We start from the raw sequence: 13,890 nt of genomic DNA on the forward strand, positions 1-13,890 counted from the left end.
CTATCCCTAGCCGATGAAGTCCATCCCGCGTTCAATTACTTCGCAATCGGGTCCAGCCCGCTGGCCTTGATCGCCGGGGCGGCGGCCGATGAGCTCAGGAAATCCAGGAGCTGCTTTGCCTGCTCGGGGTGCTTGCTTCGGGTCACGACACCGGCCGAATACAGGGTCATTTGCTGGGCCTGGTCGGGGATCAGGCCGACGATGTCGATGCCATCCACCGGCTTCAATTCGCTCAACTGCTGAAAGCCTATTTGCGCATCGCCGCGAGCGATCACTTCACCCACAGGTTCGGCGGGAATCATGTGGCTTTTGTTCTGAATACGGTCGGCAACGTGTATCTGATTGAACAGCACGCGTGACAGGTACATACCGCTGGCGCTGTCGGAATAGGCGATGCTCCTGGCGTCGAGCAGCGTCTGCTTGAAGGCCTCCATCGTGCTGATGTCAGGATGCGGCGCGCCCTGTTTTACCGCCATGGCGATGTAGGACTTGCCCAAATCCACACGGGTCTTCGGATCGACCTGGCCGTCCTTGATCAGCTTGTCCATTGCCGCGCTCACCATCAGCACGACATCGGCGGGCTCCTGGCGTGCGAGGCGATTGGGAATGGCTTGCGGGGTAGTGCCCATCGAGGGCGCGACTTCGCCCAGCAGTTTGACACCCACCCGTTGTTCGTAATCGGGGGTGATGGCCTTGAATGCGGCCATGATGCCGCCGGAGCTCAATACGATCAGTTGAACCGGGGCTGGAGATGTTGCGGCCTGAGTAAAAGCGGCTGGAATAAAGGCGACGGCGGCGCTCAGAAGATAAGGCAGAATTTTTTTCATGAAGATGAACCTGGCGATGTTGAAAATGGCGCTGAGGAAATAAAACAGCGCGGGCAGTATGTGGTAATTGGGCGACGAATAAATCCCTTTGTTGAAGTCAACCAATCAAAGAGGGCATTTCCTGCCCCAGGTTCAGTCTGCCGCCGCTAGCAGGTCACGACGCTCGGTCGGCTGAGTCTTAAGAAAGAACCGGTCAAGCCGATGCTCAGATTGATCCCTCTCATCTCTGTGGATGTTCGCCGACCATGTTCAATAAACGCCTCAAGAAAGAGTTGGCTGCCCTGCGAACACTTGAGCGGCGCTTCGCGCTTGCTGCGTGGCAACGTTCAGGAGGCCTGGCTGCGTTCGATCGTGCAACCGGTGCGCGACAGTAGCGGGCGGGTGAGTTACTTCACCACCCACTCGAGCGATCTGACCCGCACCATCGAGAACTCACGCGAGCACGAGAACCTGATCGAGGCGCTGCAACGCTCCACCGCCGTGATCGAGTTCAATCTCAATGGTCAAGTGCTCACCGCAACGAGCGTTTTCTGAATGCGATGGGTTACACCCTGGCGAAAATTCAGGGGCAACATCACCGGTTGTTCTGCGAAGCGGAGGAATACAATTGGCCCGAATACCAGGGGTTCTGGGCGCAAGCTGCGCCGGGGCGAATTCGTCACCGGCTGCTTTAAGCGTCTCCAGTCACGGCCACAACGTTTGGCTGGAGGCGTCCTACAACCCGATTACCGATGCTCACGACCGGTTATACAAAGTGGTCAAGTTCGCAACGATCATCACTGATCAGGTCAATCGGGAAAGCGCCGTGGCCGCAGCTGCGAGTATCGCGTGCACCTCGCAACAGACCGATGGCAGCGCGCAGCCGTGGTCCAGCGACCGTCGAGGTCATTCGGGAACTGGCCCGGCACATGGAGCAGGCGGCCGACCGCATTGGCGCGCTGGACAAGCAGTCCCCGCTGATCGGTTCGATCATCCAGCGCATCAGCAGCATCGCGGTTTATCGAAATTGCGCATGATCCTGGAGTCATCAAAAAGCCGTGCCGAGGAATATGATCCCCCGGCACGGCTTTCGTGTTTTATACCCTGAAGTGGCTGACCAGCATCTGCAACTGGTTGCCCAAACGGGCCAGTTCGACACTGGAGGCAGCGGTTTCCTCGCTGGCGGCGGCGGTCTGTTCCGACACGTCGCGCACATTCAGAATGCTGCGGCTGATCTCCTCGGCCACCGAGCTTTGCTGCTCGGCGGCGGCAGCGATCTGCTGGTTCATGGCCTGGATGTTGGACACGGTGTTGGTAATGCTTTCCAGTGATGTGCCGGCCTTGCGCGTCAGGGCCACACTGCTTTCGGTCAGGTTGCGGCTGCTGAGCATGATGTCCGATACCTGACGGGTGCCGTTCTGCAAACCGGCCACCAGCCCTTCGATCTCCTCGGTCGACTGCTGAGTGCGTTGGGCCAGACCACGTACTTCGTCGGCCACCACCGCAAAACCACGTCCGGCCTCACCGGCGCGGGCAGCTTCGATGGCGGCGTTGAGGGCCAGCAGGTTGGTCTGCTCGGCCACCGCCTTGATCACGTCCATCACTTTGCCGATCTTGTTGCTTTCCTGTTCCAGCACGCTCATGGCGTCGGTGGAGCGCAACACCTCGCTGGCCAGCTTCTCGATCTGGGTGATCGCTTCACCCACGACCCTGTCACCATCACGTGCCTGCTTGTCGGCATCGGAGGCTGCAACCGAGGCCTGCTCTGCATTGCGTGCGACTTCATGCACGGTGGCCGACATCTCGTGCATCGCCGTGGCGACCTGATCGGTTTCGACTTTCTGGCTGTTGACGCCGGCACTGGTCTGTTCGGTGACTGCAGACAGCTCCTCGGCAGCGCTGGCGATCTGCGTGACGCTGTCGCGAATTCCGCCGATCAGCTCGCGCAAGGTGGTACCCATACGCTGGATGCCGGTTTGCAATACGCCGAGTTCGTCACGACGGGTCACGATCAGGTTATGGGTCAGATCGCCGCCTGCGATGCGGTCGACGACTTCCAGGGTTTCCTGCAGAGGGCGGGTGATCTGACGCGTAATGATCACTGCCGCCAGCGCGCCGAAGATCAGGGCAAGCAATGTGCCGCCAATCTGCAGCATGCGGGCCTGGTGCGTATCGGCATTGCCCAGCGTGGTTTGCAAGTCAACCAGCTGTTGACTGAGCTTGACGATGGCCGCGCCTTCGTCCGTCATCTCGGCGCGTGCGGTGTTGATGCTGTCGTTGGCAGCCTTGAAGCCCAGAACCGAGGTGCGGTAGCCGGTCAGCGAGGTTTCCAGCTGTTTCAGGCGGTCGGCCTGCGCGCTGCCGAACGTAGCGTTGAGTTGCTCCAGACCGCTGATGGCGGTGTCCAGTTGACGTGCGGCGGCATCTTCGGTCTTGTCGTTGGGGTTGGCGGTGTAGCCGCGCACCTCGTAGCGCACCAGCATCACGTCTTCCCGGGCCTTGATGGCGGCCTGGTATTGGGCGAAGCGGCGCTCATCGGCAGCGTCCAGCTTCGTCACGTCGTCATTGATCGCGGCGATCAGCCCAGCGGCCTTGACCGCGTCGACACCCATGTCGGCGCGCACCTGGGTGCTGGCTCTGTAGCCCTCACGCATTTTGTTCAGCGAAACCTCGTACGCCCGGATTTGCTCACCCAGTGCCTTGATCGGCACGACGTTCGCCGGGTTGGTGAACGTGCCTTGCAGAAACTGTTGTTGAGCCTTGAACGTGTCAAGCGCGGTCTGCACGTTTTGCGCAACGGCTTCGTCGCCATTGCTGATCATGTATTGCAAGCGCGTGATGCGCAGGTCGCTCAGCCGGTTATTGAGCTGCATGATGTCCGCAACACGATCGCTGCGATAGGTCATGTTACCCAGGCTGGTCCAACCGATAAGGGCAAGCAGGGCAGTAAAAACAAGTACAACGCCGAACCCTAAGGTCAGCTTCATATTAACGCTGATGTTCGCGAACCAGCTCTTCATCTCAATTCTCCAGAAGGTCCATTTTTCGAAGTCGTTAGCTGGAGCGTTGTTGTTGTAGGGCCAGCGAAACACTTAAACGTAGGAGTGCATCGGCCACGGGGTGGAAATCTGAAACGAATGTCGGGAAAGTGACGGTCGATTTTATGCAGGCCGGATCAGGTTCTGAAGGCGCATTTTTGCAGTAGCAACATACTGGCGATTTTTAGATCCACGGCCTATGCGTTAGCAAGATAGTAAAAGGCCATTTTTTTGGCGATTTAATACTCTTCAGTCCGGTGCTGACTTCAAAGTCACAGGTGGCGACGGCTGGCGTCAAATTTCCTACTCATGAATGTGTCGGGGATGAAATATTTCAACTGTCCAGGGTATAAGGAACTCAATACCGTGTGCGGGCGCCACCCTCGATCATCGAGGGTGGGCTCCCAGCCAGAGCGGAAGTTGCGTGATGAAACCTGTGCAGCGATTCACCACACTCGACAGTTTCAGAGGGATTTGCGCGTTGCTTGTAGTGTTCTTTCATCTGCATGTGGTTAATACGTTCGTTCAACTGCCGTTCTTGCGACGAGATGAAGTCCTGCTCAATTTCTTCTTTGTGCTCAGCGGTTTCGTCCTTGCTCACACCTATGGCATGAAGCCCAATCTCTCCTTCAAATCCTTTTTTATCTCTCGTATTTTCCGTCTGTACCCGCTGCATCTGGTGATGCTCGGGTTTTTCGTCCTGTTTGAGATGGCGCGGTGGATCGCTTACCAGAATGGTTTCCAGCTCAATAACGTGCCTTTCACCGGAACGTTTGCACCGACCGAGATCCTGCCCAATCTGCTGCTGGTTCAAGCGTGGACCCCTTTTACCGAAACCATGTCGTTCAACTACCCGTCCTGGACCATCAGCATCGAGTTCTACATCTATATGCTGTTTGGTGCCCTGTGCATGTTCTCCATGAGAAATCGCTTTCTGCTGTTCGCCGCCGTATCGATGGCGACTTTCGCGTTGATCTTTTGCGGGCACGAACCGCTGGTTGAGCGCGCGATGCTTGGACTGTCCTGCTTTTTCGCGGGCAATATCACCTATCTGGTGTACCTGCTGATTCGCAATAGGTGGAGGCTCAGGCCGTGGCTGATGACGGTGCTCGAATGCGCCATGATGTACGCCACCTACTGGATCGTGATGAATGATTTCGACCACCGTTCGCCTATCGGCAGCCTGGCGTTTTGCGTGCTGGTGTTGCTGTTTGCATTCGAGGGAGGACGGGTGTCTGCGTTTCTCAAAACCGGCGTGTTTGTCCTGCTGGGGAAGCTGTCTTACTCGATTTACATGACGCACGCTGCGCTGTTGTTCGGTCTGTCGACAGTCTTCATCGTGGCGCAGAAAGTGACCGGGCTGGCGCTGGCGCCGATGATCGCAGGGCAGCGTTTCATGGACACCGGCTCCGTGCCGGGCAATACCCTGTTCGTGGTAGCGGTCACCATCCTCTCGGTCGTGCTGGCTTTCTTCGCGCATAAATACATCGAGTTGAAAGCATACGAGGCAGGCAAACGCCTCATGGGCCACTCAACCAAGGCCCGAGCGCCTGTGGATAAACCCCAGTCTGGAGCCGCGTTGGCGCCACGGGCCGATCGGGCGGCGTGAAGGCTACGGGGTTTGCTCCAGGCGACCTCGCAACCAGTCAACCATCCCCAGGCCCGCCGTCCGTCCGCTGGCGAAGCAGGCTGTCAGCAGGTAGCCGCCGGTGGGCGCTTCCCAGTCGAGCATTTCCCCGGCGCAGAACACGCCGGGCAGCGCTTTGAGCATCAGCCGCGGGTCCATCGCCTCGAATTTCACTCCGCCAGCGGTGCTGATGGCCTCGTCTATAGGGCGAGGTTTTATCAAGATCAGCGGCAGGCATTTAACGGCCCTGCCCAGCAACTGCGGATCGGCAAATGCCCCGTTGGGCGCCAGTTCGCGCAACAAGGCAGCCTTGACTCCGTCGATGCCCAACTGACTGTGCAGATGTTTGGACATCGAGCGTGAGCCCCGTGGTTTGCCGAGTGCTTTCTGTACGTCAGCCAGGCTCTTGCCCGGCAGCAGGTCGATCTCGACGCAGGCTGCGCCCGACTGATTAATCGCCTCACGAATCTGCGCCGACAACGCATACACCAGACTGCCCTCGACGCCCGTCTGCGTCAGAACGCACTCGCCCAGGCGTAGCGTGTGTCCCGGCAGGCCCATGGCGACGTTCTTCAGTGGGGCGCCTGCGAATTTACTGCGCAACAATTCGCTCCAGGCCGATACTTCAAATCCGCAATTGGCGGCTTGAAGCGGCGCGACTCCCACGCCGCACTGCTCGAGCACAGGCAACCACGCACCGTCCGAACCCAGACGCGCCCAACTGGCCCCACCCAGTGCCAATAGCGTGGCGGCGGGAGCGATGCTCAGTTCGCCTTCGGGGCTTGCGATACGCAGGCTGTTGTCTGCGTTCCAGCCCAGCCAGCGATGGCGGGTGTGGATAACCACACCGGCATCACGCAAGCGCTTGAGCCAGGCACGCAGCAGCGGTGCAGCTTTCATGTCGGAGGGAAATACGCGGCCTGAGCTGCCGACGAAGGTATTGATGCCCAGCCCGTGAATCCACTCGCACAGTGCCTGGGCACCAAAGCCTCGAAGCAGGGGAGCGACCATCGGTGCGCGTTCGGCATAGCGCGACACGAACGCCGGGTAAGCTTCGGAATGGGTAATGTTCATGCCGCCCACCCCGGCCAGCAGAAACTTGCGCCCCACCGAAGGCATGCCGTCGTAGAGATCGACCTTCAAGCCTGATTGACTCAACACTTCGGCTGCCATCAGTCCGGCAGGTCCCCCACCGATGACAGCGACTGATTGAGGGAAGGTAGAGGGTAGGGAAGTCATGGGCGAACTGCGGATCAGTGAACTGGGCCGCGCATTCTACCCGAGCCTCGGCACAAACGAGCAGCCTGTGGAAAACTATTGATCAAAAAACGTACAGCGGCGTGCAAGCCTCGGGCTGTATGGGGTCTGCAGCCTTGCACTCAGGTTATCCACAGGCGGTTCCACAGGGGATGTGGGTAACTGACCGGCAGCGATCTTCGGGTCGCCTGACGAGCCAGTGTGAGTTTCGGTGTCCTGCGAACGGGTCAAAGCCCTTCCGACAGCCACACCCGCTGTGCGCTGTGATGCAGTATCCCGTGGCGCCGCGCCAGCGCCTGGCGATCCTTGCTATAGCCGCCGCCAATCACCCCCATCACGGGGATGTCCCGTCCCAGGCAATGTCGCATTACGGCTTCGTCGCGGCGGGCCACCCCTTCGTCAGTCAACTGCAAATACCCCAGCGCATCGTCCTTGTGGACATCGACGCCAGCGTCGTACAGCACCAGGTCGGGCCGATACAGCGGCAGGAGGTAATTGAGCGTGTCATCGACTACGTTCAGGTAATCATCGTCTTCCATGCCCATTGGCAGCGCAATGTCCCAGTCACTCTGGGCCTTGCGCGCGGGAAAGTTCTTTTCGCAATGCAGCGACACGGTGATCGCATCTTCGGTGTGTTCGAGGATACGTGCGGTGCCGTCGCCCTGATGCACGTCGCAGTCGAAGATCAGCACACGGTCCACCCGACCGCTCTGCAGCAGGTAATGGCTGATGATGGCCAAGTCGTTGAAAACACAGAATCCGGCGGGGTAGTCGTAGTGAGCGTGATGAGTGCCCCCGGCCAGATGACAGGCCAGGCCATGCTCAAGGGCCTTTTGCGCCGTCAGCAACGAACCGCCCACGGCGCGCACCGTACGTCGGGCCAGGTCCTCGCTCCAGGGCAGGCCCAACCGGCGCTGATCCTCCCGGGAAAGCTCGCCGTCCATGTAGCGACGTATATAAGAAGGGTCGTGGGCCAGCGCGAGAATATCGTCCGGACAAACCTGCGGGCGGAACAGTTGAGCATCCGTGGTCAGGCCGCTGTCGATAAGGTGGTCATGAAGCAGCCGGAATTTATCCATCGGGAAACGATGGTCGGGCGCAAACGCCGGGCTGTAATCTTCGTGGTAGATCAGCGGCAGGGACATGGTGTGTACGCGTCAGGTTCGAAAGGGAATCTTGCCAGCAATGATGGCCTCGGCACAGCGATTTGACCGGGCTTTTTGGACAGACGCACAGACGCCGGCGAGCAAATTAAGGAGGAGGGAAATGGGCAATGCAACCGATACTTGAACTCGGCAGTGCCCGCTTGTTGATGCGTCAGTGGCGGGATAACGATCTGCCGGCCTTTGCGCACATGTGCGCCGATCCACAGGTCATGCGTTACTTTCCGCGAGTGTTGACGCGCCTGGAAAGCGCCAAGCTGATCGGGCGCATTCGCGGTCACTTCGCTGAATACGGTTTCGGCCTGTGGGCACTGGAGCGCAAGGACACCGGCGAATTCATCGGCTTTACCGGCCTGAGCGTGGTGGGGTTCGATGCAGCATTCTCCCCGGCGGTGGAAATCGGCTGGCGCCTTGCCAGGGAGCACTGGGGCCTTGGCTACGCCAGCGAGGCTGCGTGGACGGTACTGGGCTGCGGCTTCGAGCATCTTGAGCTGGAGCAGATCGTGTCCTTTACGGCGGTCAGCAATTTGCCCTCGCAAAAGGTCATGCAGGCCATCGGCATGCACAATGACCCAGCCGATGATTTCGATCACCCCAACCTTCCCGAGGGCCATGGGCTGAGGCGTCACGTGTTGTACCGGATCAATCGGCAACAGTGGCTCGCCACGCTGTGAATCGCGGGAATCAGTCGGCAAAGATCTGTATCATCTCGCCCGATCCCGTGATCGCCGCTGATGGGCGCCCGTGGCTGTAATGTGTATGTGATGATCGTGTGAGGAACCCCGAATGAGCCATGTGCTGGATGATCTGGTGGCGCTGTTGAGCCTTGAGCCGATCGAAGAAAACCTCTTCCGAGGACGCAGCCAGGACCTTGGCTTTCGCCAGCTGTTTGGCGGGCAGGTACTCGGGCAGTCGCTGTCGGCGGCGAGCAAGACCGTCGAAGACGAGCGTCATGTTCACTCGCTCCACGGCTATTTCCTGCGCCCCGGCGATGCGCATCTGCCAGTGGTCTACCAGGTCGACCGCGTGCGCGATGGTGGCAGCTTCAGCACCCGCCGTGTGACGGCGATCCAGAAGGGCAATCCGATCTTCACCTGCAGCGCTTCGTTTCAGTACGACGAAGAAGGCTTCGAGCATCAGACCTCGATGCCGCAGGTCGTCGGTCCGGAAAACCTGCCCTCTGAACTCGAATTGATGCGTCAGCGTGAACACCTGATTCCGGCGCACATGAAGGACAAGCTGCTGTGTCCGACACCCATCGAGTTTCGCCCTGTGACCGAGACTGACCCGTACGACCCCGAACCGACCGATCCGGTGAAGTACGTCTGGTTTCGCGCTGACGGCACCTTGCCGGACATCCCCGCGCTGCACAAATACATGCTCGCCTATGCCTCGGACTTCAACTTGCTGACCACTTCACTGCTGCCCCATGGCAAGACGGTTTGGCAGAAGGACATGCAGATCGCCAGCCTCGACCACTCCCTGTGGTTCCACGGCGAACTGCGTGCCGATGAGTGGCTGCTCTACGCAATGGACAGCCCTTGGGCGGGCAACTCTCGCGGTTTCACCCGCGGCAGTGTTTATAACCGGGCGGGGCAACTGGTGGCATCGGTCACTCAGGAAGGTCTGATTCGCCATCGCAAGGACTGGGAATGAGCCTGGCTGGCCTGCGCCATTGGGTGTTCGATATGGACGGCACCCTGACCATTGCCGTGCATGACTTTCCCGCGATCAAGCGCGCACTGGGCATTCCCCAAGAGGATGACATTCTCGGTCACCTGGCTGCTCTGCCTGCCAACGTGGCGGCGACCAAACATGCATGGCTGCTTGAGCATGAGCGAAAATTGGCACTGGCGTCGAAGGCGGCGGCAGGGGCCGTTGAATTGGTGCGCGAACTGGTGGGGCGCGGCTATCGGCTGGGCATCCTTACGCGCAACGCCAAAGAGTTGGCCCACGTCACACTGGAAGCCATCGGCATCGCTGATTGTTTCGACGCGCAAGATGTGTTGGGGCGCGACGAAGCGCCACCGAAGCCTGATCCAGGTGGCTTGATCAATCTGGCCCGGCGCTGGGGCATCGAGCCATCACAGATGGTCATGGTGGGGGATTACCACTTCGACCTCGCCTGCGCAAAAGCGGCCGGGACCCACACCGTGCTGGTCAACCTACCGGAAAATCCATGGCCTGAGCTGACCGACTGGCACGTCGATGATTGCGTGGCGTTGCGCAAGATGCTCAAGGACTGACGTCCCTGCTGGATTGCTCCAGTCGCCGCAAAACCGGTAGGAGATGTCGCAGGTTACGACGGCAGCGGATGCGAGATGTCAGGCAATAGCCGGATGCCTGACCCACCGCAGTCGTAAGCAAGCTCGCTTCCCGGTAGGTCGCGCAATCAATTGCCCTTGAACAACGCCGCCTGCCCTTCAGGCGAGGTGAATATCCCGTCGCCGCTGTGACCCACGCCTTTGACCTCAACCAGACGCTGGTTCAAGCCTTCCGGATGACGCTTGCTCAGGTAGTCAAAGAAGTTGTGCCCACGCACCAGGCGGTAGGGGCCTTGTGCCTCGGCGCCACAGTCTTTATCCAGTGCAGGATGGTTCGGATCGGTGTCCAGTTCGCCCAGCAGATAGGTGATATCGCGCTTCACATACGCAGCTTCCAGTTCCGCTGGCGTGTCTTTACCCGCATAGGCCGCAAGCTTGTTCATGCCGTATTTCCACGTGTCGAAGTTCGGGCATGTTTTTGCGTCTACCGGCATGGGGCGTGTCGCGTCGAAGTAGGCATACGACGATGGATTGGCAATCACATAGCGCAGCTTGATCCCTTCCTTCTTAAGCAGCGCGTCCTGTTTGCCCCCGATGACCGCGTAACGCTGCACCACCTGCCCACCGCCGGAATGACCAGCAATCACGATCTCTTTCAGATTCGGGAACAACTTGCTGTCGCTCAGGCGCTTGAGAATATGGTCGATGACCACGAACGAGCTGATCGGCCTGGCTCCCAGAGACTTGTCACCCGCCATCCAGTCGTTGGTGTGCCAGCGCAGCACCGTTTCCGGCAGATGGTGCGCCGCAACGTCCTTCTCATCGAGGAATTGCGGTGCAATCAGCAGGGTCCTGGGCCGTTGCTTGGACAGATTGGCCGCCCGTTCGGCACTGCGCAGGTAGGTCTGGGCATTGCGCAAACGGCCATGGAAGATGATGACCACTCGCTGAATCTGCGGGTTGGGGCGCACCCAATTCTGGCTCAGGCCGAGGGTGGCCTGAGACGTTCCGTTGATCAGCAGACGGTCGGGGCTGATGGCTTTGACCGCCTGATCCGCAGCATGAGCGGCCGCGCTCATCAGGGTGCCCAACAACAGGATCGAAAGCGGTTTCATCATGTGATCAGAGGCTCTTGGCGGCGAATGTATCGCATTGGTTGATTTGTCCCTGCGCAAAACCTGTCTTGAACCAGCGAACACGCTGGGCAGACGTCCCGTGGGTAAACGAGTCCGGCACTACACGCCCCTGGCTTTGCTGCTGCAAGCGGTCGTCGCCAATGGCGTTGGCCGCATTCAGCGCCTCCTCAATATCACCGGGCTCAAGCCAGTTCAAACGCTTTTGCGCGTTATTGGCCCAAACGCCGGCAAAGCAGTCGGCTTGCAGCTCCTGACGCACCAGCAGACCACTGTCACCTTCCATGCGCATACCGCGCTGACGGGCCGCGTCAACTTTAGCTGAAACCCCAAGCAAGGTCTGCACGTGATGACCAACTTCATGTGCAATGACATAGGCCTGCGCAAAATCTCCGGCGGCTTTGAAGCGCTGGCTCATTTCGCGGAAGAAATCCATGTCCAGGTACACGCGCTGATCCGCAGGGCAGTAAAAAGGGCCGCTGGCAGAAGAGGCAAACCCGCAGGCCGACTGCACCTGGCCGCGGAACAGAATCAACGTCGGATTCTTATACTGTCGGCCCCCTTGCTGAAGGATCTGGCCCCAGGTGTCCTCGGTATCGCCCAGAATCGCCCGTACGAAATCCGCCTGCTCGTCATTGGCGGGTGGGGCCTGGCGTGTCTGAGGGCTGACTGCGCTGGTTTGCTGCGTGTCCATCTGGCCTGCGATCTGTCCGAGAATCTGCATCGGGTCCTGCCCGGTCAGCAGCCCGATGGCGACGATGATCACGATCCCGCCGATGCCCAGGCCCTTACCGCCGATGCGCATGCCCCCGCCACCCCCGCCGCCGGTGTCATCGCGCGCGTCGACGACGTTGTCACTGCGACGTCCTTTTTTCCACAGCATGGGGTGAATCCTCTTCTAGTCGTGTAGGAACTGTAGACAGCGGGGAAGGCCGGTTGTCTGACTTGCTGGAGTTAAGAGGTGGGAAGGGGGGAATAGTTCTTGAAACCCCGCTTTTTGTACTCGCCTTCTGCGAGTCATTGGTTCTTGCCTAAAGAATCCACAGGCAGGAAACACTTGGGCTATAGGATGTTGCTGAAGGTCTGTCAGCGGGTTGTTCTGCGACAAAGCTATCGTCGTTCCGCCAATGCGATTGCTCGTCGGCGCACTGAAAATCGCCTCCGAGCCAGCCGCTTTGGTGACGTCGGGATGTGCACGGCATTGCGTCCAGTTTGATCTGGCGACCGGCGTGCGCTGCCCGCATCGCTGTTCTTCAGGGCAATAGAATGGGGTTAAACCTGCGCGGTCTGCTTCTGCGTCGTTTCAGCAGGCGAGGCGTCGGCGAAGTGATTGACTTGCCGCAGCGGTTTGAAGCCCCACATCCACGCGCCCACCACGCCCAAGGTGCACAACCCGCCAAGAATCGCGGCAGGCACTGCGCCGAACAGCGCAGCGCTGCTGCCAGCGCGGAATTCGCCCAGTTCGTTGGAGGAGCCGATGAACAGCATATTCACCGCATTCACTCGGCCGCGCATGTCGTCCGGTGTCGAGAATTGCACCAGCGTCGAGCGGATGTAGACGCTGACCATGTCCGCCGCGCCCGCGATCATCAACGCCAGTAACGACAGCCAGAACAGCGTGGACAGGGCAAACACCAGGTTGGCCAGGCCAAACACTGCTACAGCGATGAACATCACCATGCCGACGTGACGATCGAACGGGCGCACGCTCAGGTACAAGCCGGTGCCGACTTCGCCCAGGCTCATCGCACTGCGCAATGCGCCCAGACCCTGTGGCCCCAGATGCAGCACTTCATGGGCGTAGATCGGTAATAGTGCCACTACGCCGCCCAGCAGCACAGCGAACAGGTCCAGGGAAATGGTGCCGAGGATGATCGGACGCGAGCGAATAAAGGCGATGCCCGCCGTGAAGCGTTTCCACGCCGTGGATTCCAGAATCTGCTTTTTACCGGCATACAGCACCGGCACCCGGATCAGCAGCAACACGCCGGTGATGAAGCTGGCCATGCACACCGAGTAGGTCAGCCCACCGCCGCCTGCCGCATACAGTCCGCCGCCCACCAGCGGTCCGGCGATGGTCGCAATGCGCATGATCATGCTGTTGGTGGCGATTGCCGATGCGAGTTTTTCCCGGGGCACCACCTGTGGCAGCAGGCTTTGCAGGGCGGGACCGGTGAACGCACGGGCGCAACCGAACAGCGCCAGAGTCGCGTAGATCAGCCGGGTGTCCTGATGATGAGTCACCGAAAACAGCATCAGCATCAGGCTGCACAGCGCCTGCACGCTCCAGCTGATGGTGAGAATCAGTTTGCGGTCGTAGCGATCGATCAGATCGCCTGCAGGCATCAGCAACAGCAGCATCGGAATGAACTGCGCCAGCCCCACATAAGCCAGTGAAATCGGGCTGCGGGTCATGTCATAGACTTGCCAGGCGACCACCACGGCCTGAATCTGCATGGCAAAGACGGCAGCGAGACGGGCACTCAGGAAGGCAAAGAAACCGGGCTGCTTGAGGGCGCTTCCAGAGGTGGATTCGGAAGGTGAGGCAGGCGTATCGGAGCTCAAGGCAGGGCATCCATCGAAGCGAAAGACGGCCGACTGT

General features: G+C 59.6%; 11 protein-coding genes and 1 pseudogene. 5 read left to right on the top strand and 7 right to left on the bottom strand.

Translation table 11 applies throughout. The features are described from left to right. Positions 1 to 35: 35 nt before the first annotated feature. Entirely contained in the window at positions 36 to 827 is a 792-nt protein-coding gene (locus tag EC915_RS21110; RefSeq protein WP_133752450.1) for a substrate-binding domain-containing protein, read from the bottom strand. A 285-nt stretch (positions 828 to 1,112) separates the two neighbouring features. On the opposite strand from EC915_RS21110, the pseudogene EC915_RS21115 reads away from it, so the two are divergent. Next, positions 1,113 to 1,834 (top strand): annotated as a pseudogene (locus EC915_RS21115) (PAS domain-containing protein); the annotation flags it as partial. Positions 1,835 to 1,903: 69 nt separating this feature from the next. On the opposite strand, the gene EC915_RS21120 reads toward EC915_RS21115, so the two are convergent. Then, positions 1,904 to 3,826 carry a methyl-accepting chemotaxis protein gene (locus tag EC915_RS21120; RefSeq protein WP_133752451.1) on the bottom strand — a complete coding sequence of 641 codons (1,923 nt, stop codon included), beginning with the start codon at positions 3,824 to 3,826 and terminating at the stop codon, positions 1,904 to 1,906. A gap of 445 nt (positions 3,827 to 4,271) precedes the next feature. On the opposite strand from EC915_RS21120, the gene EC915_RS21125 reads away from it, so the two are divergent. Further along, the gene (locus EC915_RS21125; protein ID WP_133752452.1) at positions 4,272 to 5,453 is read left to right on the top strand and encodes an acyltransferase; all 1,182 of its coding nucleotides are present in this window, start codon (positions 4,272 to 4,274) and stop codon (positions 5,451 to 5,453) included. Positions 5,454 to 5,456: 3 nt separating this feature from the next. On the opposite strand, the gene EC915_RS21130 is transcribed toward EC915_RS21125, so the two are convergent. Together EC915_RS21130 and EC915_RS21135 are read right to left on the bottom strand one after the other, a co-directional pair. Beyond that, a complete protein-coding gene (locus EC915_RS21130) occupies positions 5,457 to 6,710 on the bottom strand; it encodes a TIGR03862 family flavoprotein (protein WP_133752453.1) in 1,254 nt (417 codons plus the stop codon). 245 nt (positions 6,711 to 6,955) lie between these two features. Further along, the gene (locus EC915_RS21135; RefSeq protein ID WP_133752454.1) at positions 6,956 to 7,873 is read right to left on the bottom strand and encodes a histone deacetylase; all 918 of its coding nucleotides are present in this window, start codon (positions 7,871 to 7,873) and stop codon (positions 6,956 to 6,958) included. 128 nt (positions 7,874 to 8,001) lie between these two features. Here EC915_RS21135 and EC915_RS21140 point away from each other — a divergent pair, with 128 nt between their 5' ends. The 3 genes from EC915_RS21140 (at position 8,002) to EC915_RS21150 (ending at position 10,137) form a co-directional block, all read left to right on the top strand. After that, positions 8,002 to 8,565 carry a GNAT family N-acetyltransferase gene (locus EC915_RS21140; protein WP_133752455.1) on the top strand — a complete coding sequence of 188 codons (564 nt, stop codon included), beginning with the start codon at positions 8,002 to 8,004 and terminating at the stop codon, positions 8,563 to 8,565. Between the two features lie 112 nt (positions 8,566 to 8,677). Beyond that, a complete protein-coding gene (tesB, locus tag EC915_RS21145; RefSeq protein WP_133752456.1) occupies positions 8,678 to 9,547 on the top strand; it encodes an acyl-CoA thioesterase II in 870 nt (289 codons plus the stop codon). Further along, the gene (locus EC915_RS21150; protein ID WP_133752457.1) at positions 9,544 to 10,137 is read left to right on the top strand and encodes an HAD family hydrolase; all 594 of its coding nucleotides are present in this window, start codon (positions 9,544 to 9,546) and stop codon (positions 10,135 to 10,137) included. The genes tesB and EC915_RS21150 overlap by 4 nt, the downstream gene beginning before the upstream one ends. Before the next feature lie 146 nt (positions 10,138 to 10,283). Here the strand turns inward: EC915_RS21150 and EC915_RS21155 are convergent, their stop codons facing one another. The 3 genes from EC915_RS21155 to EC915_RS21165 all read right to left on the bottom strand — a co-directional run bounded on the left by EC915_RS21155 (position 10,284) and on the right by EC915_RS21165 (position 13,853). Next, positions 10,284 to 11,273 (bottom strand): alpha/beta hydrolase, encoded by a 990-nt coding sequence (locus EC915_RS21155; RefSeq protein ID WP_133752458.1) that lies wholly within the window; start codon positions 11,271 to 11,273, stop codon positions 10,284 to 10,286. 4 nt (positions 11,274 to 11,277) lie between these two features. After that, positions 11,278 to 12,171, bottom strand: coding sequence for a neutral zinc metallopeptidase (locus tag EC915_RS21160; RefSeq protein WP_133752459.1), 894 nt, complete (start codon positions 12,169 to 12,171; stop codon positions 11,278 to 11,280). A gap of 389 nt (positions 12,172 to 12,560) precedes the next feature. Then, entirely contained in the window at positions 12,561 to 13,853 is a 1,293-nt protein-coding gene (locus tag EC915_RS21165) for an MFS transporter (protein WP_133752460.1), read from the bottom strand. Positions 13,854 to 13,890 lie beyond the last annotated feature (37 nt).

This window comes from Pseudomonas sp. LP_7_YM (genome assembly GCF_004364435.1).
Taxonomy (GTDB): domain Bacteria; phylum Pseudomonadota; class Gammaproteobacteria; order Pseudomonadales; family Pseudomonadaceae; genus Aquipseudomonas.